The 25,294-nt window shown below is 41.6% G+C and carries 25 protein-coding genes and 1 tRNA gene; 14 read left to right on the top strand and 12 right to left on the bottom strand.

Going from position 1 to position 25,294, the window contains the following annotated elements; translation table 11 throughout:
- Window positions 1–465 precede the first annotated feature (465 nt).
- Window positions 466–999, top strand: coding sequence for a DUF4330 domain-containing protein (locus AC1F2U_RS07330; RefSeq protein ID WP_480260502.1), 534 nt, complete (start codon window positions 466–468; stop codon window positions 997–999).
- Between the two features lie 258 nt (window positions 1,000–1,257).
- Here the strand turns inward: AC1F2U_RS07330 and AC1F2U_RS07325 are convergent, their stop codons facing one another.
- Window positions 1,258–2,154, bottom strand: a complete 897-nt coding sequence (locus AC1F2U_RS07325; RefSeq protein WP_480260501.1) for an alpha/beta fold hydrolase — start codon at window positions 2,152–2,154, stop codon at window positions 1,258–1,260.
- A 614-nt stretch (window positions 2,155–2,768) separates the two neighbouring features.
- Here AC1F2U_RS07325 and AC1F2U_RS07320 point away from each other — a divergent pair.
- On the top strand, window positions 2,769–3,353 hold the full coding sequence (locus AC1F2U_RS07320; RefSeq protein WP_480260500.1) for a hypothetical protein: 585 nt from the start codon (window positions 2,769–2,771) through the stop codon (window positions 3,351–3,353).
- A gap of 186 nt (window positions 3,354–3,539) precedes the next feature.
- Window positions 3,540–4,313 carry an armadillo-type fold-containing protein gene (locus tag AC1F2U_RS07315; protein ID WP_480260499.1) on the top strand — a complete coding sequence of 258 codons (774 nt, stop codon included), beginning with the start codon at window positions 3,540–3,542 and terminating at the stop codon, window positions 4,311–4,313.
- Between the two features lie 63 nt (window positions 4,314–4,376).
- On the opposite strand, the gene ftsE is transcribed toward AC1F2U_RS07315, so the two are convergent.
- Both ftsE and AC1F2U_RS07305 read right to left on the bottom strand, forming a co-directional pair.
- Window positions 4,377–5,123, bottom strand: coding sequence for a cell division ATP-binding protein FtsE (ftsE, locus tag AC1F2U_RS07310; protein WP_480260498.1), 747 nt, complete (start codon window positions 5,121–5,123; stop codon window positions 4,377–4,379).
- 404 nt (window positions 5,124–5,527) lie between these two features.
- Window positions 5,528–6,283 (bottom strand): WecB/TagA/CpsF family glycosyltransferase, encoded by a 756-nt coding sequence (locus AC1F2U_RS07305; protein WP_480260497.1) that lies wholly within the window; start codon window positions 6,281–6,283, stop codon window positions 5,528–5,530.
- A gap of 421 nt (window positions 6,284–6,704) precedes the next feature.
- Here AC1F2U_RS07305 and AC1F2U_RS07300 point away from each other — a divergent pair, with 421 nt between their 5' ends.
- The 3 genes from AC1F2U_RS07300 (at window position 6,705) to AC1F2U_RS07290 (ending at window position 9,690) form a co-directional block, all read left to right on the top strand.
- The gene (locus AC1F2U_RS07300) at window positions 6,705–7,424 is read left to right on the top strand and encodes a response regulator transcription factor (RefSeq protein WP_194046450.1); all 720 of its coding nucleotides are present in this window, start codon (window positions 6,705–6,707) and stop codon (window positions 7,422–7,424) included.
- Window positions 7,425–7,587: 163 nt separating this feature from the next.
- Window positions 7,588–9,261 carry a SpoIIE family protein phosphatase gene (locus AC1F2U_RS07295; protein ID WP_480260496.1) on the top strand — a complete coding sequence of 558 codons (1,674 nt, stop codon included), beginning with the start codon at window positions 7,588–7,590 and terminating at the stop codon, window positions 9,259–9,261.
- Between the two features lie 3 nt (window positions 9,262–9,264).
- Window positions 9,265–9,690: an ATP-binding protein gene (locus AC1F2U_RS07290; protein ID WP_480260495.1), complete on the top strand. Its 426-nt coding sequence runs from the start codon at window positions 9,265–9,267 to the stop codon at window positions 9,688–9,690.
- 115 nt (window positions 9,691–9,805) lie between these two features.
- On the opposite strand, the gene AC1F2U_RS07285 is transcribed toward AC1F2U_RS07290, so the two are convergent.
- A complete protein-coding gene (locus AC1F2U_RS07285; protein WP_480260494.1) occupies window positions 9,806–10,237 on the bottom strand; it encodes a ketosteroid isomerase family protein in 432 nt (143 codons plus the stop codon).
- A gap of 237 nt (window positions 10,238–10,474) precedes the next feature.
- Between AC1F2U_RS07285 and queG the strand changes: the two genes are divergently transcribed.
- Complete coding sequence (gene queG / locus AC1F2U_RS07280; RefSeq protein ID WP_480260493.1) at window positions 10,475–11,449, top strand: tRNA epoxyqueuosine(34) reductase QueG; 975 nt, start codon at window positions 10,475–10,477, stop codon at window positions 11,447–11,449.
- Window positions 11,424–12,059, top strand: a complete 636-nt coding sequence (locus tag AC1F2U_RS07275) for an HAD-IA family hydrolase (protein ID WP_322697244.1) — start codon at window positions 11,424–11,426, stop codon at window positions 12,057–12,059. The genes queG and AC1F2U_RS07275 overlap by 26 nt, the downstream gene beginning before the upstream one ends.
- Before the next feature lie 133 nt (window positions 12,060–12,192).
- Here the strand turns inward: AC1F2U_RS07275 and AC1F2U_RS07270 are convergent, their stop codons facing one another.
- Window positions 12,193–12,570 (bottom strand): hypothetical protein, encoded by a 378-nt coding sequence (locus tag AC1F2U_RS07270; RefSeq protein WP_480260492.1) that lies wholly within the window; start codon window positions 12,568–12,570, stop codon window positions 12,193–12,195.
- A gap of 224 nt (window positions 12,571–12,794) precedes the next feature.
- Here AC1F2U_RS07270 and AC1F2U_RS07265 point away from each other — a divergent pair, with 224 nt between their 5' ends.
- The gene (locus AC1F2U_RS07265; RefSeq protein ID WP_480260491.1) at window positions 12,795–13,325 is read left to right on the top strand and encodes an orange carotenoid protein N-terminal domain-containing protein; all 531 of its coding nucleotides are present in this window, start codon (window positions 12,795–12,797) and stop codon (window positions 13,323–13,325) included.
- A 65-nt stretch (window positions 13,326–13,390) separates the two neighbouring features.
- Here the strand turns inward: AC1F2U_RS07265 and AC1F2U_RS07260 are convergent, their stop codons facing one another.
- The 4 genes from AC1F2U_RS07260 to AC1F2U_RS07245 all read right to left on the bottom strand — a co-directional run bounded on the left by AC1F2U_RS07260 (window position 13,391) and on the right by AC1F2U_RS07245 (window position 16,667).
- Window positions 13,391–14,155: an ABC transporter ATP-binding protein gene (locus tag AC1F2U_RS07260; RefSeq protein WP_334837062.1), complete on the bottom strand. Its 765-nt coding sequence runs from the start codon at window positions 14,153–14,155 to the stop codon at window positions 13,391–13,393.
- A 69-nt stretch (window positions 14,156–14,224) separates the two neighbouring features.
- On the bottom strand, window positions 14,225–15,247 hold the full coding sequence (locus AC1F2U_RS07255) for a zinc-dependent alcohol dehydrogenase (RefSeq protein WP_480260635.1): 1,023 nt from the start codon (window positions 15,245–15,247) through the stop codon (window positions 14,225–14,227).
- A 107-nt stretch (window positions 15,248–15,354) separates the two neighbouring features.
- The gene (locus tag AC1F2U_RS07250) at window positions 15,355–15,540 is read right to left on the bottom strand and encodes a hypothetical protein (RefSeq protein ID WP_104909358.1); all 186 of its coding nucleotides are present in this window, start codon (window positions 15,538–15,540) and stop codon (window positions 15,355–15,357) included.
- 56 nt (window positions 15,541–15,596) lie between these two features.
- Window positions 15,597–16,667: a glycosyltransferase family 4 protein gene (locus AC1F2U_RS07245; protein WP_480260490.1), complete on the bottom strand. Its 1,071-nt coding sequence runs from the start codon at window positions 16,665–16,667 to the stop codon at window positions 15,597–15,599.
- A gap of 457 nt (window positions 16,668–17,124) precedes the next feature.
- On the opposite strand from AC1F2U_RS07245, the gene xth reads away from it, so the two are divergent.
- Entirely contained in the window at window positions 17,125–17,907 is a 783-nt protein-coding gene (gene xth, locus AC1F2U_RS07240) for an exodeoxyribonuclease III (RefSeq protein ID WP_480260489.1), read from the top strand.
- Window positions 17,908–18,136: 229 nt separating this feature from the next.
- Here the strand turns inward: xth and AC1F2U_RS07235 are convergent, their stop codons facing one another.
- Complete coding sequence (locus AC1F2U_RS07235; protein WP_480260488.1) at window positions 18,137–19,225, bottom strand: T3SS effector HopA1 family protein; 1,089 nt, start codon at window positions 19,223–19,225, stop codon at window positions 18,137–18,139.
- Between the two features lie 101 nt (window positions 19,226–19,326).
- On the bottom strand, window positions 19,327–20,568 hold the full coding sequence (locus AC1F2U_RS07230; protein ID WP_480260487.1) for a phosphotransferase family protein: 1,242 nt from the start codon (window positions 20,566–20,568) through the stop codon (window positions 19,327–19,329).
- 908 nt (window positions 20,569–21,476) lie between these two features.
- On the opposite strand from AC1F2U_RS07230, the gene AC1F2U_RS07225 reads away from it, so the two are divergent.
- From AC1F2U_RS07225 to AC1F2U_RS07215, 3 genes are all read left to right on the top strand, one after another.
- On the top strand, window positions 21,477–21,842 hold the full coding sequence (locus AC1F2U_RS07225) for a DUF1818 family protein (RefSeq protein WP_480260486.1): 366 nt from the start codon (window positions 21,477–21,479) through the stop codon (window positions 21,840–21,842).
- A 50-nt stretch (window positions 21,843–21,892) separates the two neighbouring features.
- A tRNA-Pro gene (locus tag AC1F2U_RS07220) sits at window positions 21,893–21,966 on the top strand.
- Between the two features lie 404 nt (window positions 21,967–22,370).
- Entirely contained in the window at window positions 22,371–22,721 is a 351-nt protein-coding gene (locus tag AC1F2U_RS07215) for a histidine triad nucleotide-binding protein (RefSeq protein ID WP_480260485.1), read from the top strand.
- A gap of 117 nt (window positions 22,722–22,838) precedes the next feature.
- Here AC1F2U_RS07215 and AC1F2U_RS07210 read toward each other — a convergent pair whose 3' ends face one another.
- Complete coding sequence (locus AC1F2U_RS07210) at window positions 22,839–23,519, bottom strand: RibD family protein (RefSeq protein WP_480260484.1); 681 nt, start codon at window positions 23,517–23,519, stop codon at window positions 22,839–22,841.
- A gap of 177 nt (window positions 23,520–23,696) precedes the next feature.
- Here AC1F2U_RS07210 and AC1F2U_RS07205 point away from each other — a divergent pair, with 177 nt between their 5' ends.
- Window positions 23,697–25,079, top strand: coding sequence for a DUF2252 domain-containing protein (locus AC1F2U_RS07205; protein WP_480260483.1), 1,383 nt, complete (start codon window positions 23,697–23,699; stop codon window positions 25,077–25,079).
- Window positions 25,080–25,294 lie beyond the last annotated feature (215 nt).

Below are 25,294 nucleotides of genomic sequence, written 5' to 3'. Positions count from 1 at the left end.
TTCGGAAGAACATAAAATGAGGGGACAAATTATGAGACGTATTTAGAGTATTCTAAGTTGCATTCTTAACTCAATATCAAAGGAGTTGTTATACAGATAATCTTGACTCAAATCTACCGAACTGCGGGAGGCTAGAGATTCTCTCTAGAGATAGGCCTAAACACTAGATTTTACTTTTTAGGCGCGTGAGTATTACAGCAGAATTCAGAATTCAAGAGTCAAACACGCTTTATACATGAGTAAGAGACTTAGCTTGTGTACCTTACTTTCCTTGAAATCTGCTATAACAGGTAAAACTTTCAGGGTTAGCTGCCGCTCCTCGGAAATTACGAACTCGTGATAAACTGTCGCATAACTGCAACCCTTGAATACTTTGAGTTATTACCAAATAGGGAAAACTACTATTTCCATCGAAAACTTTCTGGCTACAATCCATTACTTCGCTATTACCTCGGAAAACTTTTTATGGCTATTTTAGATTCAAAAGGTCGCTTGTTTGGCAAATTCAATCTCCTAGATATAGGTGCTGTACTGGTAATTTTGCTAGTTATCTTTGGCATCTTTGTTTTTCCTGGCACTTCTGGTTCTGTTGCCCAAGTTGGCGCGAAAACAGTACCCATAGAAGTAGACTTAGTAGTTCGTGGTTTAAATGTACGCGACCCAGGAAAATTAATCGACAATGGTTTAAAAAAAGGTGGAAAAACCAATGTGATTATCCGCAATCAGCCTTACGGACAGATTGAAATTAAATCTATTCAACAGCTACCTAGAACAGTCAATGTTTTCCAACCGGATGGCACTGTTAAAGAACTGCCAGATCCCAAGAGCAATAATTACAGTACAGATTTTCTTTTGACTTTAGATGGCAAAGCTCAAGTTACTGAAAGCGGACCAGTTTTGGGTAACAGTAAAGTTAAAATTGGGATGCCATTTGAGTTAGAAGGCTTTAACTACAACTTCAATGCAACTGTCATTGATATCAGATTGAAAGACAAATAATATCACTTTTGTTGATAATATTTTCTCTAGAAATCTGATTAAACATCTGGTGAAAAAGAATAGACCTCTTGCATAAATCAAAAATAAAGAACCCCACCCCAAAGCATCGGGAGAGGTTGTGGGTGGGGTGTTAGAGACTTTTGCAAGAGGTCTGAGGTCTAATGTAGAGACGCGTTAGTAAAGCAAGGCGTTCGCGGAGCATCTCGTAGAGAAGCCCAGTCCAATTTTGCATCTCTACTACTCATGTTAATTAAGATGTTAATTAAGCAAAGGCAAAAATTTGCGAATTAACCCGATTGTCACTGCTGGCAATTCCAACTGTGGTGTTAATCCAACATCTTCTAATTGTTGAAAAAATCGGATTGCTTGGGGATTGATTTCAGCAAGGCGGCGACCAATTGAGGGGCCTGTAAATTCTGACTTTTGCCCCCAAATAATCGCGGTGGGAGTGGTTAATTGTTGAATGTAAAGGGATAAATCAAAGCACAAATCGCCACGAACAAAGGACAGTGCTGCATACTCAGCATTAGGCTGTTGGGCAGATTCTAGATAAGCATCTACAATTTCTTGGTAGACTCGATTGGATTGAGCAAACTGCCTTTGTTCTAAGAAGCCGCGAATACCACCACTAGTAGCAACTCCAGTGTTGTAAAGTAAACGATCGACAATCGGAACGCTAACTAACTGGGCAAAAAAACTACGGGAGTAGTCTTCGCCAAAGTCGGAAAGTCCGGCGGGCGTGGTAAGAATTAAAGATTTGAATAAATCAGGACGATCTGCTGCTACCCGAATTGTAAATGCTGCGGTCAAAGAAGAAGCGATCGCTGTTACTGGCCCAGTACAAGTCTGCTCGAAAAACTCCCGAATCGCGGTCAAATAATCCTCAATTTTATAACTCCGTGCTGGATGTTCAGACCTACCCCAACCGAGCAAATCTGGCGCAATGACCCGATATTCAGCCGCAAAAGCCGGATAAACTTTCGACCACTCATAAGCAGAAGACCCGCCACCAAAGCCGTGCAGGAATACCAAAGTTTCGCGATCGTCTTTGGCAGTTCTATCATCCTGCCAAGGTGCTCCAGTAGCAGTGTAATATACCATTCTACCTAGTGAGGTATCTATAGAACGTTGTTCAAATCCTAGTGGTTGAAACATAAGTATTTTTTTTGTTGGCTGTAGTGATTCGTTGGCACAAGTAAGACAAGATACCTGGGGTGCAGGCACACAAAGAGAAGATTCAGTAATTTCTCCGCCTCCCCTTTCTTCACCTAGATGTTTACTGCACTCAGTGCTGAGTAAATTAAAAAGCACTTAATATTTGTGTACTTAGTCAGAGCAACGTCATTTCTAGGCAGTGTTTTAACTCAGCACTGTTCATGTGTCTAGTTCAAACTCCCCACTCATTGTTATTATCAGCGAACCAATCACTCTCAGACTTCTCGCTAGCGTCAGATTAAGTAGATATAAAATTACTGGATTACTTGTAAAGATTTGGTGCTTTTTTTCATAAAAATAAAGTAACTGAACGTTGAAATTACTGTTTTATAAGGGTTTTTCATGGTAGCGAGGCTCGCTCCAGCGTGAATCCAGCATAAGTTTTTATGGTAGTCTATCAAAAAACCGATAAATAATTTTGACCGTCAACACGTCAAAAATAGTTAAAACGCTTATTTTAATAAGCTGTTAATTCTACTTAATATATGTAGAAACACAGCTTCTGATGTATAACTAATCTGATTATTATCTAAGTAACAGTAAGGCGGGATGTCATGGTAAAGCAGGCTACTCTTCAATCAAATAAATTACCAACGATTGAAGACGCTAAATTTGCGCTTGACAACTTTAATATACAAAACGAAATTAAAGCTTCAGCTAGACGGGGTGAGGTCGAACCAGCTCTAGATGCTGCCAGACTAACTGTACCTACTTGTATTTGTTTAGACTTAGAAGACTTGAAGTGTTTTGAAGCGGTAGAGCGTCAATATGAACGTTGGGGAGTCATTTTTCACAATTCTCTAGCAATACAGCCATCAAATCCAGCATTTCCAACCTATTCAGGGCTAATAGTCTTGATGGGAGCGCCCAAAAGCGGATTTTTAGAAGCTACTTTCTTGCGTCCAGTGAACTCGGTTAGTGCCTTTGTTACTAGTTCGCAACGGCTAGTGCTTTCCGCCTACGATCGCGATCGGCAACTACTCGCTCAAACTGCACTACCAGGCTCTAATCTTGCCAATTCCGACTCGCCAATTTCCCCCAATACCTTATTATCTATAAATGTGAATAACATTCACAGCGTTACCTTTTGTACTTTTGATGGGCAATTCACCCTTGATAACTTTCGTTTTTGTCTTTAAGTAAGACTTACGTATAAGATACCCTTGCTCTGAGCGATTGAAAATGGTATGTTAATTGGCGCTGTGCTGTATTAGTCTACTATCCGTCTATAAAATCGGGCATTTTATGGTTTGAGCCTTCATCCTTTCTTCATCCATAGTAAAACTTATACAATAGGTAATTTCGTAATCAAGTAGGTAAACACTGTGGCACAGGCTTCGTCTTCTTGGCAGCAATTGATCAACCAAATCCCCAACTGGAACTGGTCGCTTCCAAAATTCAAGACAAAGGGAGCCATAAAGCAGCAAACATTTAAACGTTTCTCTGGCCCTGGGGGCTTTCTTGGGTTCCTGACAATTATCATCGCCATGTTGTTGTGGAACTGGAAACTGCTACTGGCTCTCTTAATCGGCATTGGAGTAATGGTATTGGTTTACTCAATGCAGGAATGGGACTGGCAATTGCGCTGGTCTAAAATACGTAAGTTCTTAAATAGTTCAAATCGTCGGTTAGTTTTAGCAGTCATCAGTGGTGGTATTGCTACTGTCAGCACTTACATGGCAGCGGCAATATGGGTCGACTCTCACAGTCACTGGATTGCTGCTGGTGCGATCGCGCAAGGTGTGGGAACCCTGTTAACTTTAATTTTATTGGTATGGCAAATTGTCAACTTCTATGAAAATCGAGAAGAAGACCACCTCGATCGGTTGTTGATGAATTTAACAGAAAAAGATCCATTGAAGCGATTGATTGCTTTAGGTCAACTAAGTAAATTCATCAGCCGTAAGCGAGTTGACTCTTCAGTGCAGCAAGAGATTGTCCAATGCTTGCAACTCCTACTCAGTCGAGAGGAAGAAGTTGTAGTGCGAGAGGCAGCTTTTAAGAGTTTACAAGCCTGCGATCGCCTACAAGTGCTACCCCTGAAAACAGCAGTACCTTTCGTACCCGTATCATCAAAAGTCAAACACCACGTTTATTAGTTATTTGTCCTTTGTCCTTTGTCCTTTGTCCTTTGCAAATGACTAATGACTAATGACAAATAACTATTTTCGAGACAACGTTCCATTGCGAACTTGCACTATCGGATGATTGCAGCGCCGTACCAATTGTTCATCGTGGGTAGTAACAATTACCGTAGCTCCAAAGGAATTTAACTTCTGGAGAATCTGGATTACTTGCCAGGAATTATCTGGATCGAGATTTCCAGTAGGTTCATCAGCCAACAGTAAAGGTGGCGTACCAACGATGGCACGAGCAATACTCACCCGTTGCTGTTCTCCTCCAGACAGTTGATCTGGAAAACAATCAGCTTTACTCAGCAAACCTACCAGCTTTAAGGTTGGTTCTAAACGTCGTTGAATTTCTTTACGGGTATACCCTTGAGCTTGCAGCACAAAAGTGACATTTTCTGCTACTGTTCGTTGGGTAATCAGTTTGTAGTCTTGAAACACAATACCAATTCGTCGCCGCAATAATGACAAGCGATCGCCCCGCAAATCCGCTACATTACATTCATCAATAATTACTTCTCCCTGTGTAGGCAACTCCTGGCCATACAGCAGTTTCAAGAGCGTTGATTTACCAGAACCACTTGGCCCCGTGATAAACAGAAATTCTCCCTTTTTTACCTCAAGGTTTGCATTTAATAAGGCGTGAGTGCCGTTAGCATAAGTCTTGGTTACAGATTGCAATTGTACCTTTGTAGTAGTATTGCTACCGTGCTGTTGAGTTTCACTGTCCTCTCCATGAACAGAAAAGTCTTTCTTAACTTGAGTTGTTAATACTGGCATTGTTAAATTTTCCTCATACCCACAACCAAACAGTTTGCCTGCTTAAATGTGACATTCTCCCCAAAATAAGGATTCCCAGGTTTCGCCTGGGAATTTAAATTTCAACAAAGAAAATTTAAATTTTTTTTAAGACTTTAATACTAACTAAGTAAGAACACTCAGAACTTAGAACTCAGAATTCTGAATTCAGCACTCAGCACTCAGCACTCAGCACTCTTAACCCGCATTTCTCACAAGCTTATGAAGCGTTTGATAATGAGTAATAAGTAATGGGTAATGAGTAATAAGTAAAAGAGCAACAGGCGCAATACCAGTGCAAGAACTTGTACATTCTTACTCACTACTCATTACTCCTTACTCACTACTCATTACTCCTGCATTCGAGGTGTGGTGAGAAATCCGGGTTAACTAATCGCACCCTTTGCTGTCAAACGATAAACAAACGCTTTCACAGCAAACGCCGGCAAAGCCAACATCCGCCGCCAGCGCCAAGGTTCTTGATAAAGGCGATACAACCATTCCAAATTATTATTTCCTAACCAGGCGGGAGCGCGAGCTTTAGTTCCCGACCAAATATCAAAACTGCCACCAACGCCAATCCAAATTGCTTGGGGACACAAATGGCGGTTTTCGGCAATCCATAACTCTTGACGCGGCACTCCCAAACCAACAAAAATCACTTGTGGCTGCAATTGAGCCAGAGTTTGTCGCAATTGTGCTTCTTCTTCTGGAGAATGGTAGCCTGAGTGAGTGCCGACTATATTCAAATCTGGAATTTGCTGCTGCCAAAAATCTGCCGCATTTGCGGCCACTCCAGGCGCTCCTCCATAGAAAAATATCTTTGTCCCTGTCTTCTGTTGCCCAAGTGCTTGCAAAAGTTTTTCTGCTAATTCAATCCCTGGAAACCGCTGCACTTTTTGCCATAACAGCCATCGTAAATACAGAACAACCCCAGCTCCATCTGGAATCACCAGTTCAGCATTTTTAATCACCTGAGCTAATAATTGATTTCGCTCTGCCTGCATAGTCATTTCTGCATTGAGCGTTACGACATGAGTTCCTCTGCCTGTGTGCAGGCATTCTAACAACCAGCCTGGATAGTCAGCCATCACATGAACTGGTATTCCCAACACTGAAAATGCTTGATTGCCGTTAGACATAGCCTATTCTTAAGTAATACTCACACCAGATTTTGCATGAATGTTAAGTTTATCAAATTTTTTTATATTAGAACTTAGGCAAAAGAGATTCTCCTATGCCCGGCAACGAGAGAAAGCATAATTAAACTAAATAGACATAAGAGTGAACAAGAATGTACATACGTAGCACTGCTAAGTATATAAGGGTTTTAGGTAATACATAATTAATTTCACTTTTATGTCTATTAATCTTGGGCGCTTGTACTTGGGCTGAACCAGTCCAACTTTTATTGTTTCAGTGTAATATTCACTCAGTATAAAACGCTCAACTCGCAACTCTGGTTCCGGGAATAGAAGCCCCCACTATACTGCTTGCAGTTAGTGTGGGAGTATGTCACGAAACTCGACTTTATGGTTATAGTGTAACGGGCTGAAGTTGGCTATGAGTAAAATTCGTATCGCTCTGATTGAAGACCATGACCTAACTCGTGTGGGTATTCGTACAGCACTACAGCAAAAGGATGAAATTGAAGTTGTAGGTGAAGCTGCTAATGCTGCTGATGGTCTAAAAATGTTAAAAATGCTACAACCAGATATTGCCATTGTCGATATTGGTTTACCAGATAAGGATGGCATTGAGTTAACACGGGAGGTAAAATCTACTACTAATGGCCAGCAGCTACTTACAAAAGTATTAATTTTGACGCTGCGGGATAACAAAGAAGCGGTGTTGGCAGCTTTTGCCGCTGGTGCAGACTCTTACTGTATGAAAGATATCAAATTTGATAATTTGCTGGAAGCAGTACGAGTAACTTACAATGGCAACGCCTGGATCGATCCAGCGATCGCTCGGATTGTATTACAACAAGCGCAACAAAATCCTCAAAAGTTGGAATCGGCTTTGGTCGATTCCAAGACTATTGCTCCTAACCCAGATTCTTTTGAGAATCTGGAAGAAATTCAACCTTACACCCTGACAGAAAGGGAATTGGAAGTGTTACAGTTGATTGTCGAAGGTTGTAGTAATGCAGTAATTGCGGAAAGACTTTACATCACAGTTGGCACTGTTAAAACTCACGTTCGCAATATTTTGAATAAGCTATGTGCCGATGACCGTACCCAAGCAGCAGTCCGCGCCTTGCGTTCTGGGTTAGTTGGATAAATTTAATTTTGGTGTGGATCGATTGAGGATAATCAAGGGAAACTCACAACTTTGAAAAGTTATATTTTCAAAGTGAATGGCTTCTCTGGTTTTCTCTTATTTATTAGGTGGGAAAAACATCATGTTATCTCGCCATTCAAATATATAAAAATAAAAGTCAAATATGGCTGAGATTGGTACGGACAAACCTAAGCTCATGGTGGTAGATGATGAGCCAGATAACCTAGATTTACTCTACCGCACTTTTAGGCGAGATTTTCAAGTATATAAAGCCAATCATGCCTTTGGTGCTCTGGAAGTCTTGGATCAATTTGGCGAAATGGCGGTAATTATTTCTGACCAAAGAATGCCAGAAATGAACGGGACTGAATTTTTTAGTCGCACCGTAGAGCGCTTTCCAGACACGATTCGGATTTTGTTAACTGGTTTTACTGATGTTGAAGATTTGGTAGATGCGATTAACTCCGGTCAGGTATTCAAGTACATTACCAAACCCTGGAATCCAGAACGGCTGAGAAGCTTAGTTGAGCAAGCCACTGATACATATCGCCTAGTTAAGAAGCGCACCCAAGAGTTGCGTCGCTCCCTACGGCGAGAATCTTTGTTTAATGCGGTAACAACAGCAATTCGGGAATCTTTAGACTACGATAGTATGCTGCAAAAAATTGTCGCAACTATTGGAGAAACATTTGAAGCTACCAGTTGCTTGCTCAAACCAGTGGAGGGCGATCGCCTCACACAAGACGAGTTTTTCTACCGCGATCCGAAATCTGATGTATTAGATTCCTTCTTCGACTCCAGTGTTTTAATCGAAAAGGTGCTGGAAACGCGTCATTATCAACTCGCTCAAGATATATATAACGGTAATCCTAGTCACCACCTAGTTGTGCCACTAAGCTACCATCAGCATCTGTTGGCTGTGCTGACCCTGCACCAATGGGGACGCGATCGCCCTTGGGAAGACGAAGACATCCAACTAATTGCAGGTGTTGCCGAACAAGCAGCCTTAGCCCTCTCTCAAGCAAAACTCTACCAACGCCTCCAAGAAAAGCAACAGCAAATTCACACTGAGTTAGAGGTGGCTCGCCAAATTCAATACAACCTGCTACGCCAAAGTTTACCTGACATTAAAGGTGTGAAGGTACAAGCGTGCTGCTATCCGGCGCGCGAAGTAGGAGGCGATTTTTTTGAAGTTTTTGTCCATCCTAAAGGCGACTTGTGGTTGGCAGTGGGTGACGTTTCTGGCAAGGGCGTCCCAGCAGCTTTATTTATGGCTAGTATTATTTCAGTTTTGCGCCGAGAATTATCTCAAGAGACCCCAGCAGAGCCGCATGTGGTCATGCAGAACCTCAACCACGCTCTCAGTGAAGATTTAATTAGCAACAATTATTTTGTCACTCTTGTGTTAGCTTGTTATACCCCTAGCACAAAAGAACTGGTCTACACTAATGCCGGTCATATTTATCCAATATTATGGTCACGCCAAGGTGCTTTAGCCGAAAATCCTAATTACCTGAAAGTTCGCAGCGTTCCTTTGGGGATTTTGCCTAAGTGGCAGGCACAGTCTGGTCGTTTGGTTCTCGCTGCTGGAGACACATTGTTACTAGCCAGCGATGGCATTACAGAAGCAATGGTATCAAATAATCCCGATCCAACAGTAAAAACTGAAGCTGGGGTTGAGTCAGTAAACCGTTCGATGCTGAATCAAGATGGTCTTTGGCAACTCTTACAACAAGAGCAACAACCACTTTCTCTTAACCATTTACTAGCTCGCATCCAGGCAGATAATCACGTTCAAGAAGACGATCAAACTATACTTTCACTGGAGATTTTGTAAGTCATGAAAAGTGAGCTTCATGTACCAAGCGACCTGAATTTTCTGAATATTGTTGAAAACTGGTTGTTGGGATGTTTGAAAATTCAGCTAGGGGAATCTGTAGATTGGTCGCGGCAATCAAGTCGTTTGAGACTGGCTTTAGTAGAAGCCTACTCTAATGCAGTCCGTCATGCCCATAAAGACCAACCAAATTTACCCATTTTACTGCGTTTAGAAGTGAAAGACCGGGATTTTGCTCTAGAAATTTGGGACTACGGCGAAGGCTTTGACATGTCTAACTACTACGCTCCAAACCCGATGGAAAAGCAAGAAGGTGGTTATGGTTGGCTGATTATGAATCGTCTCATGGATAAAGTAGATTACAAATTGCAGGTTAATGGTGCCAACTGTCTGAAGTTAGAAGCTACTTTACCCGAATTAGTCAAATAGACTGCTATTTATGAGTCAGAATTCAGAATTCAGGAGTCAAAATAAAGCCATTAATCCTGTGTGAGTAGGTGAGAAATATTGGTTTAAAATTTTGCCCTTGGTAGTTATTTGCTATTTACTTTTCACGACGTAAAGTAAGTAACTCTTGGGGGGAAGCTAAAAGTTTGATTCTAGTATAAGAAATTTGCCGTTGTTGGTTGAGGATAAATAGCCACAAGACATTGACACTACACCACGAAGTTTGTGCTTTGCCTGTTACCTGGACTTGGATATCACCATTTTCTAAAGTCTCGACTATTCCTGTGTTCGGGTAAGCTTTGATGTTTTGACCTTCTTGTTTTAAGTAGGCTGCGATCGCATCTGTCCCCACAAGATCGGATTCAAATGGCGGACGCATCACACCATCTATCGCAAATAAGGCAGCAGTTGCCTCAAATTCTCCTGCATTTAAGGTTTCAAAATAACGCAGTACGCTTGATTCTGTAATTCCCTCAATCTGGAATTCTTCTTTCAACTGCGCTGGCGATATAAATTCAGCAGAGGTCATAAAATTACCTGTATTACGCTATCTGAATATTAATTTCAGTACAAAAATAAGTAAAAAAAAAGCTGCTATTGAGATAGATTGCTACATCTTAATAAATCTTCCTAACGATGGAAGTTTTGAACTACTATGCAGTTTAAGACAGGCTATATATCGGGCAGTTAATAAATCTTAATTAAAGGTATTAGCTGCATCATATATAATTAAAACGCCTTTATTTGGGCAAAATCCAGATAAAAAATGAATCAGTATTCTGTAACGAGCAGCAGTCTGGTGAAAGAAAAAGCCAGCGAGTTGGGCTTTCACAAAGTTGGAATTACTGCTGTAGATCGGGTAAATGCCACAGAAGCGCAGAGGTTGCAAGCATGGATTGAACTAGGTTATCACGCTGATATGAAATGGATGGCTAATCCCAAGCGTCAGGATATCCGCTTAGTGATGCCAGAGGCGCGATCGCTAGTGTGTGTAGCGCTGAATTACTACACACCACATCAACGTCCTGAAAGTGAGGAATACGCCAAAATTTCTCGTTATGGTTGGGGAAAAGATTATCACAAGGTAATGCATAAAAAACTCAAGCAGCTTGCCAGATGGCTAGAATCACTTAATGAAGGTGTCTTGGCTCGTTATTATGCAGATACTGGCCCGGTGCAAGATAAAGTGTTGGCTCAACTTGCTGGAATTGGTTGGATTGCCAAGAATGGTAATGTTATTACACGGGAATATGGTTCTTGGGTATTTTTGGGAGAAGTGTTGACCAATTTAGAATTAGAGAGCGATCGCCCACACACAGAACACTGCGGTAGCTGTACTCGTTGTCTTCAGGCTTGTCCCACAGGTGCAATTATTCAGCCCTTTGTCGTCGATGCTAATCGCTGCATTGCTTATCATACCATTGAAAATCGTGACAAGGAATTGCCAGAGGCGATCGCATCTAATTTGCAAGGCTGGGTTGCTGGTTGCGATATTTGCCAAGATGTTTGTCCTTGGAATCAACGTTTTTCCCAAACAACTGATATTGAAGAGTTTCAGCCAAATCCAGTGAATATTGCTCCCCACCTGCTAGAATTAGCCCAAATCTCAGATGAGGATTGGGATAAACGATTTCCAGCATCTGCCTTGCGGCGGATTAAGCCAGAAATGTTACGACGCAACGCCCTAGCTAATCTTGACGCATCCAGGCAGAAGAATGACCCAGAAAGTAATTATTTTTGATTTTGATGGCACAATTGCTGATACAGTAGATGCCCTTGTAAGTATTGCTAATCGTTTAGCTATAGACTTTGGTTATAAACAAATAAGCCCAGAACAATTAGCCTTTCTCAAAAACTTAACATCTAGGGAAATCATTAAGTATTCAGGAGTTTCTCTATTTAAGATCCCTTTTCTAGTTAAACAAGTTAAAGGGGAATTAAAAAACAAAATACCAGAATTAAAGCCCATTCTGGGTATTAAGGAAGCATTAACAGAACTCCAAAATCAAGGATATAAACTGGGTATTATCACTTCTAATTCTAAAGAAAATGTTACCCAATTCCTCACAATCAATGATTTAAATCACCTATTTGATTTTATTTACTCAGGAATTACAATTTTTGGCAAAACAACTATTATAAATAATGTCTTGAGGCAAAAGCAACTCAAACCTCAAGAAGTTATTTATGTTGGAGATGAAACCAGAGATATAGAAGCATCAAAAAAAGCAAATATCCAAGTGATTGCAGTCACTTGGGGCTTTAACTCACCGGAAGTACTAGCCAAGCAAAATCCAGATTATTTAATTCAGCAGCCTAGCGAACTACTAGAAGTGATGAACAGTCGTTAATTAATAAATAGTTAAAAGCGGATTAACAATCGATCTAAACAGTAGAGTGGGCAATGTCTACTAATACCGAGAACCTCAATTTTCATATTGATGACATTGCCCATCTGACAAAATAGCAAGATATCAGGAAAAATTAATTTTTCCGTTCGCCCTTTTCTAAAGCTTGTTTTACTAAATCATCACTGACATTAGTTGCATCCCCAGTCTCAGAATTCCCAACTTCTTTTGCTGACTCTAGAAAATCATCGGGATTGCCAGTTGACTGTGTTTGAGTTTTTGTCTCTTGTGGCTTAGAGGTTTGATAGTTAGGTGCAGTCGCTTCTTCGGCTGCTGCTGCACCTTTACCTGTGCGATCGACTTCGCTCACGCTAAATTTTTGTGCAGCTGCATAATCAGCATCAAAATCCACCGTTGGCGCTTTTTCTTCACCACTAGCTATGCTTTCGGCAGCTAATTGCGCATCCTGGGTGGAAGCTTCATTTAAATTGGGCTTTACTTCTTGATCGGGCATAATTAAAACCTTTAGGTAAATTTTTTATTGTTTACTTAAGCAATCATAGCAAAGCAACTGGTTGCTTTCTTGCTTCCTATAGAGAGACTTTTACCTCTATTAAAAGGTAGATTAAAGCTGCAATTTTACATAAATTTAACTCTTTCTATCGATAGTAGAATCTGATTGTCGAACTCTGGTAACAATTAGCTTGGCCTATAAAATTATTTTGGAGACAAATAATAATGACTGCAAGTTACGACAAAACTATTTCTCAAGCCCAGAGCAATGAAACTCAAAAATTGGTGGATCGGTTTAACGCCTTAGATACCGATGCCAAATTAGCTTGGTTCTATTTTGTTTATAAAAAAATGGGTGATTCGATCACGCCAGCTGCGCCCGCTGCGGCTGAACCAGAGTTAGCACCACTTCTGCTCGGAGATTATTTTAAATTATCCGATGAGCAGCAACTAGATATTATGCGGGATATCGTTAACCGCAAAGACACAGAATATTCTCGTGCTTATGGGGCGATCAAAGAAAACAACCAGCTGTTAGTTTGGTATGCTTGGGCGGTAGCTATGGGGGATACGGTGGTTGGAATACCGTCTAGTTACCAGCCAAGTAAGGCAGTTAACGATCTGCTTTCCGAAATTGAAGGACTAGATTTTGAAGAGCAAATGTCAGTGTTTCGGACAATAGCTGGTGAAGTGGGTTACACCGATGTTAAACCAATCGAAACGCAAGCAGAAACTGGAAAAACGTCAAGTTTGTAATCAGCTTTGGCGATTAGAAGTCGCGGCTACACAAACTAAAGTCCGCCTCCGCGGACTTTAAGAACCTACGAGACAGCTAACTGACTCAAGTCGGCTGGGGTGAGGTTGGAGTGTACTACTTGACCATCGCGGAACCAAACGATGCGCTGGGTTTGACGGGCGACTTCTGGTTCATGTGTCACCATGACAACTGTGATTCCACTGGCATTGAGTTCGCCAAAAATATCTAAGACTTCTTGAGTTGTGCGCGAATCAAGTGCGCCTGTAGGTTCATCGGCGAGGAGTACCACGGGACGATTGACGATCGCACGCGCGATCGCTACTCTTTGTTGTTGTCCACCAGATAGTTGAGTGGGTTTGTTGTTGAGGCGATTTGCTAAACCTACTCGTGTCAAGGCTTCTGTTGCGCGATCGCTTCTTTCTTTAGGACTCACGCTAGCATAAACCATTGGCAACATCACATTTTCTAATGCTGTGAGTTGGGGTAATAAATGGAATTGTTGGAAGACAAAACCCAGCTTTTTATTACGGATATGTGCCAGAGATTTATCATCCATTTGCGCCACATCAATATTATCTAAGTAATAATGTCCGCCTGTGGGTCGGTCTAGACAGCCGATAATATTCATCGCTGTGGATTTACCTGAACCAGAAGGCCCCATAATTGAACAATATTCGCCCTCGTTGATAGTTAAATTAACATCGTTAAGTGCTTTGACTTCAGTTTCGCCACTGCCATATATTTTAAAGATATTCTCCAAACGAATAATTGTTGATTTAGGGACGGGATTAGGAACTAGAGAATCGGTAATTGAAATCGTGTTTGCCATAAGAATTTATTATTAGTTGGTAGAGATGCAATTATTATAAAAATTTTGTTAATCCATAAGGCGGGCTAACTAAGGAATCATTGCTACCTTAATTACTTTACGCGCCTTCATATCAGAAAACACCTGTTCTAAATCTTTTAATGGTCGTTGTTCGCTAATAAGTAACTCAAAGGGAATTTTGCGACTAGCTATGAGTGCAAGGGCCGATCGCACATACTCTGGTGTATTATGAAACACGCCTTTGATAGTAAGTTCGCTATAGTGTAGCTGTTCTGTATTTACGCTAATAGTGGTATCCCGTGGACATCCACCGAATAAGTTAACAGTTGCACCAGGACGGGCGCAGGCGATCGCAGTTTCCCAAACACTTGGGACACCAGTAGCTTCAATTACTACATCTGCGCCCCATCCTTGGGTAAGTTCTTTCACTACACTGGGAATCTCTGGATTTTGATGATAATTAAAGGTCTGGGTTGCACCCAATTTCTGACCAATTTCTAGTCTGTGGTTATTACCTCCCCACAACAAAACCTCAGCTTTCTCACTCAACGCCGCCACAAACATCAACCCGATCGCTCCATCTCCCAAGACGACTACTTTATCTTTGGGCTTAATATTAGAACGCGCTACACCATGCAACACACAAGCTAAAGGTTCCGTCATCGCTGCCAATTCCCACGGCAACTCATCGGGAATCTGCAACAAATTATGTTCTACTATCGGTGCAGGAATTTTTAAGTATTGGGCAAAAGTCCCATTATTCCAGGTCAAATTTGGACATAAGGAATATTCTTTATATTGACAAAAAAAGCACTTCATGCATGGAGCGGAATTATTCGCAACAACGCGATCGCCTACTTGCCAATTTGTCACCCCAGCACCCACAGCAACAATTCGCCCAGCAGCTTCGTGACCAAACAGCGTTGGCGGTATCAGCATCCTGGCATGACCACCACGCCGCCAGACTTTCAAATCTGTACCACAAGTTGTTGCTGTCCCCACTTGGATTACAACTTCGCCAGCCACCGGAGTAGGGTCAGAAACTTGCTCTAGGCGTAAATCTTCTTGACCATAAAGTAACGCTGCTAACAAAACTTTAAACCTATTAATTAGCTCCATCCGATTTTACCAGTTGGGGCTTATTGATAGGTTTAAACTAAATCAGTATTGATTTTTAGTAGGTTTTATATGTTAAAAAACTAGGTATTCACCGCTGGCTGAGGAACTACTCCAGTGTTCCGGGTTTCCACATTAGGCAGGCGAGTTGCAGTTAATAGCGGTACTTCTTGTCGGCACGACAGGCAAAACCAATATAGTTCACCATGACGGGCATGACGCAGGAGGGAACCACCGCAGCATGGGCAAGTGTTGGCTCTCGTACTCATACCAATGTTCTCCTTAAAAAAATTGTTGTTTTAAACTAAGTCAAAAAAGCAGTTGATTAAAACTGAATGTTAGCTGCATGAATGCGGCCATTCGATTCTATGCGGTCTTTAATAATTTGTCTGTAAACAGCTTCATATCCGTTAACCATCTGGCTAACACTAAAGTTGTTTTCTACATGTTTTCGACAGGTTTGACGATTGAGTTCCAAAGCTGGTGGAATCATTGCTGCCATTTCTGCGTAGCTATTGCAGATAAAACCTGTTTTACCGTGGGCAATAACTTCAGGTACGGAGCCGAAATTCATGGCAATTACTGGCGTACCAGTTGCCATTGATTCAATCATTACTAAACCAAAAGGTTCTTGCCAGCTAATGGGGAAAAGAGTTATCGCAGCATTACCCAGAAGTTGAGTTTTTTCAGTGTGGTTAATTTCACCGAGATATTCGATTTGCTCACCATCTATGTGAGGGACAATCTCTTGTTCAAAAAACTCCGAGTTTTCTGCATCAACCTTTCCTGCCATCTTCAAGCGCCAACCACTTTGTTTAGCAATGGCGATCGCATGGTGCGGGCCTTTATCTGGCGAAAAACGGCCTAAAAATACTAAATATGGAGGTTCTAAGGGTTGAGCTACAAATGGGTAATCTGCTAGCTCAATTCCGTTATAAACCGTGCCAACATAATTAAGATCGATTTGACGCTGCGAGTTACTAATGCTGATGTATGGTTGCTTTTGGTAGTAGCTAAATGCGTGACGGTTGTCAGTTGTAAAATTATTGTGCAGGGTGTGGACTGTAGCAGTTGCTGTTATCAAACTCGCTAAAGGTAATGCCGAAATGCCTACATGAGAATGGATAATATCGAATTGGTCGGCACGCTGGTAAACTTGGCTTAGTTCTAGCATTTCGTACACTGCATACTCTTTCACATTTGGGTCTAAGCGTAATGCACGTGGATAAACTGCTTCTAAATGAGCCAAAGTTTGAGAATCGCCAGAGGCAAATAAAGTTACCTCATGACCGCGACGAACAAGTTCATCAGTCAAGCGACTCACTACCAGTTCTATTCCTCCATAATTAGGAGGTGGAACCCTTTCCCATAAGGGGGCAACCTGAGCGATTTTCATAAGTTTTTCTGGTTCAGTCTATGAAATTGTCCTCAATAATGATCTAGTTCATTATTTTATGAGTAAAGAGCATTTGCACTTACTCTTTTGACATTTAAATTAACCTAACAGGCTATCAAAAGCGCAATAACGGTTAACCGCACCGCAAATTTTTTACCAACAAATCTAACTGACTATCGGCAAAAGTCAATTCTGAGCTACACTTCTAACCGTATAGCTAACCTATTATTTGTTGCATCTGTCTTGGGGATCATAAAGAGGTAGAATGTTTTGTAGTAGAACTTACAAAATTGAATATTTGGTAGCTGACAATACTAAAATATTCAATGGGATCAAGCCATTAAAGCTTCATTTAAAGGTAATTGGGAAAGATAACAAAAAATATAAATATTAAGTAATTGTACAATAATTACATAATTTGTAATTAGTAATTTACAAAAATTCTGATAGTTAACTAATGAAAATCGCTACTTGGAACGTCAACTCAATTCGCACTCGCCTTGAACAGGTTATCGATTGGTTAACCCTAAATCCCGTTGATGTTCTCTGCTTGCAAGAAACCAAAGTTGTGGATGCGGAATTTCCGCGATCGCCTTTTGAGGAGTTAGGGTATAACCTTTATATGTCAGGACAAAAATCTTATAATGGTGTAGCTCTGATTAGCTGCCAGCCACTTCTAGATGTCAGTAGCGGGTTTAGGGCGATTTTGCCAGATTTACATCACGAATGGGACGAGCAAAAGCGCGTGATTACAGGTGTAATTGATGGTGTGCGGATTGTAAACTTATATGTTCCTAATGGCGCAGCGGTAGGAACGGAGAAATACGAATACAAACTGCGCTGGTTGACAGCGCTACACGAGTATTTGCGATTGCTGGTATTGTCAGAATCTGCAATTTGTGTGTGCGGCGACTTCAATATCGCCTTGGAAGATAAGGATATTCACGAGCAAGTGAGTACAGAAAATCACATTATGGCAACAGAAACAGAGCGCCAAGCCTTACGGGATATTCTGAAATTGGGATTTGCCGATGCTTTTCGCAAATTCACTACAGAAGGTGGAAATTATAGTTGGTGGGATTATCGCTCCGCCGCTTTTCGTCGTAACTTAGGTTGGCGAATTGACCATCACTATCTGACGCCCATCCTCTATGAGCGTGCTACAAGTTGCATTATTGATGTCGCACCCAGAAAGTTAACTCAACCTAGCGACCATGTGCCGGTAATTGTGGAATTTTGAATTGGGTATAGAGAGGAGGCAGAGGGGCAGAGGGGCACAGGGGGAAAAGACCTTTTCCCCCTGCCGTGAATCAGAGCGGAAAATGGGTTTGAGTACATCGACTTATTATAAGTTATAAGTAGTTCTCGTACCCTACGGGAAGCTAGCCCAACAGGTGGGGTTAATCCCTTTTCTGTTTTTATTTTCTCCCCCCTGCTCCCCTGCTCCCCTGCCTCTTTCTCACTCCCCATCAATTTAACGGCTTATATATATCCTCAGAACTGGGATTGAGATAAGGACGCTGCAAATCTATTAGATGCCGCGTAAAGTGTTGGTCAATAACCCTCATCCGTTCCTCCATTGCATTTTTACCTTTTTGCCAAGCTTCCAACAACGCATTTGCGACGATTTGGCAACGGTTCATCCCAAAACTTTCTTGTGCCGCAAATTTTTGGGTTGGTTCTTCAGCTAAACCTAACCCTGGAGCTAAAAATTTGGTAAACAAGGGAATTTCGGGCTGGAAATGGGATTGATTTTCGATATAAACAGTCTGAAGGATTGTGCGGATTGCTGGATAGTCGGGGAGTTCAAAGTAGAGTAGCCCCGAATCATAGCGTCCGTATGCAGAAGGGTTGTGGAGAACCTGAAAACTAAAGGGAATCGAGGCTGCATTTAGTTGCAGCGTCAAGCTTTCCATGAGAGCGATCGCACCAGATGCCGTAAAGTTAAAGTAGATTCGCCCTGCTCCTAAATCGGCGTCTGGGTTGCTTTGCCGTTCCTGCCCAACATTGCTAACTGCTAAGTAAGAGCCATTTTGCAGTCGATTTTTGGGCATCCAGATTGCTACCATATCACCCACTTTGGTAGATTTCTTACTGGATTCTAGATGGCAATCTGGCTCAACATAAAGTGTTAAACCGCCTTTAGTCACAGCCATAGTCCCATCAGGTTCTTTCCGCAATACCTGCCATCGAGGGTCAAAGTAACCTATGCCGTGATTACTGGCGTGCAGTTGCTCGTAAAAGTCCCAGTCAATCTCCAAAATAGAATTATCTGCTAAATTATGCTTTTGCGGTTGATTAGTATTATCAGTATTGACTGCCAAAGTACTTTGCAGGGAGCCATTGTAATAGATTCCATAGAGAAAATTTCGCAGCAGGAGAGTCAGGTACTTCTGTTGTAAATCGACGGAATTTTGCTGAAATCTATCGGCTATTTTAGTCGGCAGAGCGAAGGGTTGATAATTGGGATGGTAAATACAAAAATTTGACTCAATCTGGATATTCTGAGCAATATCAAATAGAGAATTTAGCGATTGATTGATAGAGGAATTTAGCATTAATCCATTCAGAAATCAAACTTTAATAAAATAGAATTCAGGAGTCAGAATACAAAATTCAGAATTGTGTGTTCTTCTTCAAATTGTTCTAATCCTTACTACTAACAACCACGCAGCCGAGTTTTTTCGTAATAAATCCGAAGTAACTGCTGCTCCTTTACAGGCTGAGGAAATTTATGAATATTTGCCACAGGATTCAGGATTTCTGACTCTGACATTCCAAAGATTGTCAATACAGCTTGCTCTGGCATTACAAGTAAACTTTTAGCTACTTGCAGCATACACAGTTCAACATTATTAAAGTGTTTCCGGCACGTCATCATCTGCTGAATTTGATGAATTAGTGCCAGTCCCGCAAACTGGATAACCAGCGAAATAAAGTCACTGCGGTATTCTAAAATCATTGGGAAAGCATTTATATAAGCCCTAATTAAGGCAATAATTGAAGGTTGTAAAATCTCTAATGGTGTTAACGCCAAATGTAGAGATTCTTCTAACTCAATGGTGGGGTCTACTACTAGACTCTTAAGCCAAATTCCTAAATAGCTTGCCAGTAAAGTTCCTAAATCAAAGGCTGGGTCTCCCCAAGAACAAGCTTCCCAGTCAATTAGTCGTACAAGACAATTGTCTAGTTGCTCCCACCTGGAATGCACCAAAATGTTGTTCAATTTCAGGTCGTTGTGAGTTAAGCAGCAAGGATTCCAGCTATATGCCAAATCTGCGATCGCAGATTCCAAACTCTCGTATTGTTGATAAAGAACATAGAATTTTAGTGCATCTGTGGGAACAGTCCCAAAAATCTCTGGCCCAATCGACCCTACCCCTTGGGCTGGATTGTAAAACCCGTAGCGAAACTCTCCTTGGGGAGCAGTTGCCATAAAATCCCGATATTCTCGGCGGTTGTAGGTGGCGCGATGCAGTCCCGCCAAAGTTGTGCCGATGGCAGAAGCAATTTCTTGTGGAAAAATCTCATTCTTGTGGTAGAATGTCGCAAGCTCTAGATATTCATTCAAGTAGCTACGGACAAGAATTGAATTTTCTTCGTCAAAATGCACTACCAATGGCGCAATCGCTGAAGTATTACCTAGAACTGGAAACTGTTGTAACAACTGGTGAAACAGCCACTCCTGAAACAATTCATGAGGCGCGCCGTCATTGTTGTTAACGTTACGTTCTTGTTTAATGAGCAGTTGGCGATTATCTGCTAAAGTCACTAGTAAATTGAAATTGTTCTGACTACTTCCTGGCAACTCAGATTTGTCTGATGGGCCATCTTCTGAGCTACACAGACCCGCGTCTTGCAGATACTGGATAACGTTATGAGAAGACAGTGATAATACCATGTATTATTTCCTACTTCATTAAATTACTTAAACTTATCGTGTCAAATTTGCTTGGTCTTAAGAGTTTTTAGTAGATAGGAACTTAATGCAAGAAGAGAGATGTGAATAACAATAAAGATTTCTACAATCTACTAATATCTCATATTTGGGAGAAAAACTTGCCAAAATGGCACCAAGTCCTTTGCAATTCCTTTAAAATTGGCTGCCAGATACCGTGACATCTTTACAAAGAAAGGCAGAGGGTCGAAGGCAGGAGGCAGAAGGTATAGGTAGTATAAATTACAACTTTAGTCCTGGGTTTAAAGCCCAGTTTTAACAGATAATTATACCGAGACTGTTTGCAGCGAGGTATAAAACGTCATTGTTTCAATCCCACTCTTTTAAGGGTGGGTTGCCTCCTGCCTCCTGCCTTCTGCCTCCTGAAACTTTATCAGCATAGTTACTTAGATACATCTAGAGTAAGTTTTGTGGTAGAGCCTTTTTTTGTGGCAAAGAAGCATCCCCAGCAAAAAACTTATAGGTAGCAGATGTTGTTCGATGTTCAGTAGTCATCCTGAAAGCAGCGAAGAATTTGAGTAATCCTTCGCGGTACGAAGCACGTGATTCAACAGTATTACTTTTATTTATCATCACAAAGCCAAAAAAACCGGAGTTTTTTAGCAATTAATAATTATTTTTTGATTTAATTTTCAGAATTGATGCCTGTAAAGCCTGTTATCACGTTATTTTCGTCACCTACAAATTGTAGATGACTATGGGCGATCGCAAACAAAGCCTACATGAGCGCACCTTATGTAAGTGTACTTTTGTCAAGCTTGAAACACGGCATTTTTCAAGTATGATTTGTGATTACCAGTTGGCGGATAACTTTTAAAACTTTAACCTGAGAATGCACAAGCTTATTTTGGATGGAACGCGTTGTTAAAACCGGATTGGGTTGGCGTATTGGCTGGAACCCCGATACACCTGAGTTTAAAGGTTTAGTTGGTACAGATGATTGGGCAATTGAGTTAACCGAAGCCGAGTTAAATGATTTTTGTCGTCTACTAGCACAGCTAGCAGACACCATGAAGCAACTCGCAACTGAATTGATGGAAGAGGAAAAAATTACTTGTGAAGCCGAAAGCGATTTATTATGGATGGAAGTGGAAGGCTATCCTCATGATTACAGTCTGCGCTTCATCTTGAATACAGGGCGATGTGTAGAAGGTAAATGGAATGCTTCTGCTGTTCCAGATTTACTGCAAGCTAGTGGGATGCTTAAGGTTTTTTAAAATTGCCTCTTGATTATCCTATAGTTTTGCTATATGATGGGAATTCTGACCGGGGCGTAGCGCAGCTTGGTAGCGCGCCACTTTGGGGTAGTGGAGGTCGTGGGTTCGAATCCCGCCGCTCCGATTGATGATAAGCCATACCTGCTAGTCTTTTTAAAAGATTAGCAGGTTTTTTCATAGCTTTTTCCTGAAAAAACCGAACCGAACAGTAAATAGGGATGTTATACCAATTTGAAAAATGATTGCGACAGATGGAAAACTGAAACACTTATCGAATGGATGTTTCACAATCCAAAATCTAAAATCGTTCGACTGAGCGACTTGCCTTGACTTGTGCCGAGCCTGTCCTGAGCGTAGCCGTTCGCGTAGCGTCTCCGACAGGAGAAGGGCAAAGCCGAGGTAGCGAAGTCGAAAGCAGCCGAAGTCTAAAATCCAAAATGGTATTACCTGCACAATCAAATTTTCTCAATGATAAGTAATTAGGCGGACTTAATATAAAATCTCTAGCAGATTAGTAGGTAGATTGGCATGAGTGAAAGTACAGAAACGATTTTCAGCAAAATCATTCGTCGGGAAATTCCCGCTGATATTGTTTATGAGGATAATTTAGCCCTAGCATTCAAAGACATCCATCCCCAAGCGCCCGTTCATATCCTCGTCATTCCCAAAAAACCCATTGCTACACTAGCTGAGGCTGAATCTGAGGATCATGCTGTGTTGGGGCATCTTTTGTTAACCGCTAAACGCGTTGCAGAAGAAGCTGGATTAAAAAATGGTTATCGAGTTGTCATCAATGCTGGTGATGACGGCGGTCAAACAGTCCATCACTTACATTTGCATATTTTGGGAGGACGGCAGTTAAATTGGCCTCCTGGTTGATTAGAGGCAGGGGGTAGGGTAAAAGGTACAAACTGAGTGGAATTGTGGGCAAAAGCACCCCTTTTCCCCTGCTTTCTAGTATCAAGGATCGTAGTGCTGAATTCTGGCAGCGCGTTTTCACTTGACTGTGCGGTAGTGTAAAAACAGATCGCTTCCAACCTGACGAGTTTCTATGAGTTCTAGATGAGGAGCAGCATAGGGAAGAAAACCCTCTCCCTCCACTGGGCTAGGGGCGTGCTTTCCCCCAAAAATGAGCGGCCAAATGGTCAACCACCAATCATCAATTCGCCCTGCCTTAACTAAAGCCGCTGTTAAAGAGCCACCTCCCAAAGCAACAACTTTGTGAATACCCCGCTCTGCCATCAAGGTGTAGGCCCGATCCCAGTCCAGGTCTGTATCTCCCAAATCAATTAATTCAGCCAGTTTTTGCAAAGTTGTTGTATCAGAACTGCGTTCTATAGCAGTCCGTGTGGTAAATATCCATCGCTCAATGTCCTGACTCAAAAAAGGCAAGTCCGGCGATAAGTTAAGGGAACCTGAAACAACGCAAGTAATCGGCTGAGGAGACTGACCCCGAACCTCACGTGCTGCCAACAGTTCGCGATCGCTAATTGTAAAGGCTCCCCCCTCAGCCCGAATTGTCCCTGCTCCTACCAGCAATAGATCGGCAAGGGAGGCTTGATATTCCAAGTGTGCTAGATCGACTACATCGGGTTCACGAGGCGCTTTCGGATCTACGGCACTAATTTTTCCATCGGCCGTCATCGCAAGAACCACAGTTGTTTGGATGGTTGACATGATTATGTTGTAACGATTCTTTATAATTTTACCTTTTTGAATCCTCTCCATACTTGAGAGTGAATAGTTGTTGCGTTGTGCTTTAAATTACTTGGTGAACTATGGCTCAAGGTGCTAAAAAACTGTTGTTGAATGATTCTCTCTACACAAGAGTTTTTTTACACCTCAGAAACTATCATGCCTAAACACATATCTGCAATCGTCGTATTTGTCTTAATTTTAATTTTGGGGTTTGCATCTCCAGTTCAAGCTGCAACTCCCCGTTCAACTTGGGTGGTGAATGAAATTTACCAATATAATCATCCCTTTGCTTCTCAATTGCCTCAAGAACTGGCAACAAAAATGCAAAAGATGACAGCTAAAGATAGCTTTTTCTCCTTTTATCGGGGGACGGCTCACATTTTTTATCGTGATATGCAGACCTTACCAGGTTCACGATTTGTAAATTCTTCAACTTCAGCCGTCTGGTTAGAAGGAGATATGCATCTGCAAAATCTTGGAGCGATAAGAGATAGCAAAGACAACAACGTTTTTGACACCACCGACTTTGATGAAGGCTATCTTGGCCCTTACGTTTGGGACTTGCGACGGATGGCAGTCTCCATTCTGTTGGTAGCTAAAAACAATGGTCTTAACTCAACTGATGCTGAGGATGTTGTGCGAAATTTCTTGGATGCTTACTTCAATAAGATGAATGACTTTAAGGGAAGCAATGATGAACTGTCATATCGTTTAGAATCCAGCAATACGAACGGTGTGGTCAAAGATTTAATTCAAAAGGTATCAGAGAAGAGCCGTTCTAAGTTTTTAAAAAAGTATACAGTGCTAAATAACAGTAATAATCGCCTCTTCAAGACAGCCTCAGAACTCCAGCCTGTATCCAGCAGCGCCTATTCTGACATTGCTGGAGCTATGAGCAACTATATCGCCTCAATTCCTATCAGTAAGCGGTACAACGACAGTTACTATACTCTCAAAGACATTCGGCTTAAATTAGGTTCAGGTGTTGGTAGTCTTGGGAAGTACCGATATTACTTGCTGATTGAAGGGCCAAGTTCAGCAACCGACGACGATCGCATTTTAGAGATGAAGCAAGAAGGCAGTAGCGCAGTTGCGATCGCAGTTCCAGGTTTGCTGCCGAGTTCAGTCTACGGAAACCAAGAAGGGGCAAGGGTGACAATCGCTACGAAAGCGATGTTATCCAATCTCGATCCCTTGGTTGGCTATACTACTGTCAGTAGCATCCCCTTTATGGTGCGTGAAAAATCACCCTATCAAGTGGACTTTGACTATAAGTTGTTAACCAGTAAGTCAAAATTCATAGATGCGATGGGGTACGCAGGGAAAGTGGTTGCCAAAAACCATGCAATCTCCGATCGAGACTACGATGCTGCGATTATTCCTGTCAGCGTTGACAAAGAAGTGACTGATATTGTGAGTGGTAATAAAGCTGTATTCAAAGACGAAATTTTTAACTTTGCTGCGGACTATGCAACTCAAGTCGAATATGACTACAGGAGTTTTGTAGATGCTTATAAACAAGGGGTAAAACTCTACTAGAACATCAAACAATTGCTCCAATCAATTCACCTTATATGTACATCTTACCTAGTCTAGGTTTCGGTTTTTTTCGTAATTGTGCTTTTTTTAATTCGGGATTTGGGTCTTGTTAAATATCAACCCAAATCCAGACACTGAAGAACTTTAGACTTATGTTCACACCCAGCTTGACATTTTGGCATAGGTGCGGAATGTCGTAGACATTGCTTTAAGTT

This window comes from Nostoc sp. LEGE 12454 (assembly GCF_056620565.1).
The sequence above is the reverse complement of the archived record's forward strand: the minus strand, read 5'-3'. Positions and strand labels throughout refer to the sequence as shown.

Excerpts from the sequence above, each read along its gene's own strand:
- AC1F2U_RS07330 (WP_480260502.1), top strand. The coding sequence starts at position 466 with ATGGCTATTTTAGATTCAAAAGGTCGCTTGTTTGGCAAATTCAATCTC.
- AC1F2U_RS07325 (WP_480260501.1), bottom strand. The coding sequence starts at position 2,154 with ATGTTTCAACCACTAGGATTTGAACAACGTTCTATAGATACCTCACTA.
- AC1F2U_RS07320 (WP_480260500.1), top strand. The coding sequence starts at position 2,769 with ATGGTAAAGCAGGCTACTCTTCAATCAAATAAATTACCAACGATTGAA.
- ftsE (WP_480260498.1), bottom strand. The coding sequence starts at position 5,123 with ATGCCAGTATTAACAACTCAAGTTAAGAAAGACTTTTCTGTTCATGGA.
- AC1F2U_RS07305 (WP_480260497.1), bottom strand. The coding sequence starts at position 6,283 with ATGTCTAACGGCAATCAAGCATTTTCAGTGTTGGGAATACCAGTTCAT.
- AC1F2U_RS07300 (WP_194046450.1), top strand. The coding sequence starts at position 6,705 with ATGAGTAAAATTCGTATCGCTCTGATTGAAGACCATGACCTAACTCGT.
- AC1F2U_RS07295 (WP_480260496.1), top strand. The coding sequence starts at position 7,588 with ATGGCTGAGATTGGTACGGACAAACCTAAGCTCATGGTGGTAGATGAT.
- AC1F2U_RS07290 (WP_480260495.1), top strand. The coding sequence starts at position 9,265 with ATGAAAAGTGAGCTTCATGTACCAAGCGACCTGAATTTTCTGAATATT.
- AC1F2U_RS07285 (WP_480260494.1), bottom strand. The coding sequence starts at position 10,237 with ATGACCTCTGCTGAATTTATATCGCCAGCGCAGTTGAAAGAAGAATTC.
- queG (WP_480260493.1), top strand. The coding sequence starts at position 10,475 with ATGAATCAGTATTCTGTAACGAGCAGCAGTCTGGTGAAAGAAAAAGCC.
- AC1F2U_RS07275 (WP_322697244.1), top strand. The coding sequence starts at position 11,424 with ATGACCCAGAAAGTAATTATTTTTGATTTTGATGGCACAATTGCTGAT.
- AC1F2U_RS07270 (WP_480260492.1), bottom strand. The coding sequence starts at position 12,570 with ATGCCCGATCAAGAAGTAAAGCCCAATTTAAATGAAGCTTCCACCCAG.
- AC1F2U_RS07265 (WP_480260491.1), top strand. The coding sequence starts at position 12,795 with ATGACTGCAAGTTACGACAAAACTATTTCTCAAGCCCAGAGCAATGAA.
- AC1F2U_RS07260 (WP_334837062.1), bottom strand. The coding sequence starts at position 14,155 with ATGGCAAACACGATTTCAATTACCGATTCTCTAGTTCCTAATCCCGTC.
- AC1F2U_RS07250 (WP_104909358.1), bottom strand. The coding sequence starts at position 15,540 with ATGAGTACGAGAGCCAACACTTGCCCATGCTGCGGTGGTTCCCTCCTG.
- AC1F2U_RS07245 (WP_480260490.1), bottom strand. The coding sequence starts at position 16,667 with ATGAAAATCGCTCAGGTTGCCCCCTTATGGGAAAGGGTTCCACCTCCT.
- xth (WP_480260489.1), top strand. The coding sequence starts at position 17,125 with ATGAAAATCGCTACTTGGAACGTCAACTCAATTCGCACTCGCCTTGAA.
- AC1F2U_RS07235 (WP_480260488.1), bottom strand. The coding sequence starts at position 19,225 with ATGCTAAATTCCTCTATCAATCAATCGCTAAATTCTCTATTTGATATT.
- AC1F2U_RS07230 (WP_480260487.1), bottom strand. The coding sequence starts at position 20,568 with ATGGTATTATCACTGTCTTCTCATAACGTTATCCAGTATCTGCAAGAC.
- AC1F2U_RS07225 (WP_480260486.1), top strand. The coding sequence starts at position 21,477 with ATGGAACGCGTTGTTAAAACCGGATTGGGTTGGCGTATTGGCTGGAAC.
- AC1F2U_RS07215 (WP_480260485.1), top strand. The coding sequence starts at position 22,371 with ATGAGTGAAAGTACAGAAACGATTTTCAGCAAAATCATTCGTCGGGAA.
- AC1F2U_RS07210 (WP_480260484.1), bottom strand. The coding sequence starts at position 23,519 with ATGTCAACCATCCAAACAACTGTGGTTCTTGCGATGACGGCCGATGGA.
- AC1F2U_RS07205 (WP_480260483.1), top strand. The coding sequence starts at position 23,697 with ATGCCTAAACACATATCTGCAATCGTCGTATTTGTCTTAATTTTAATT.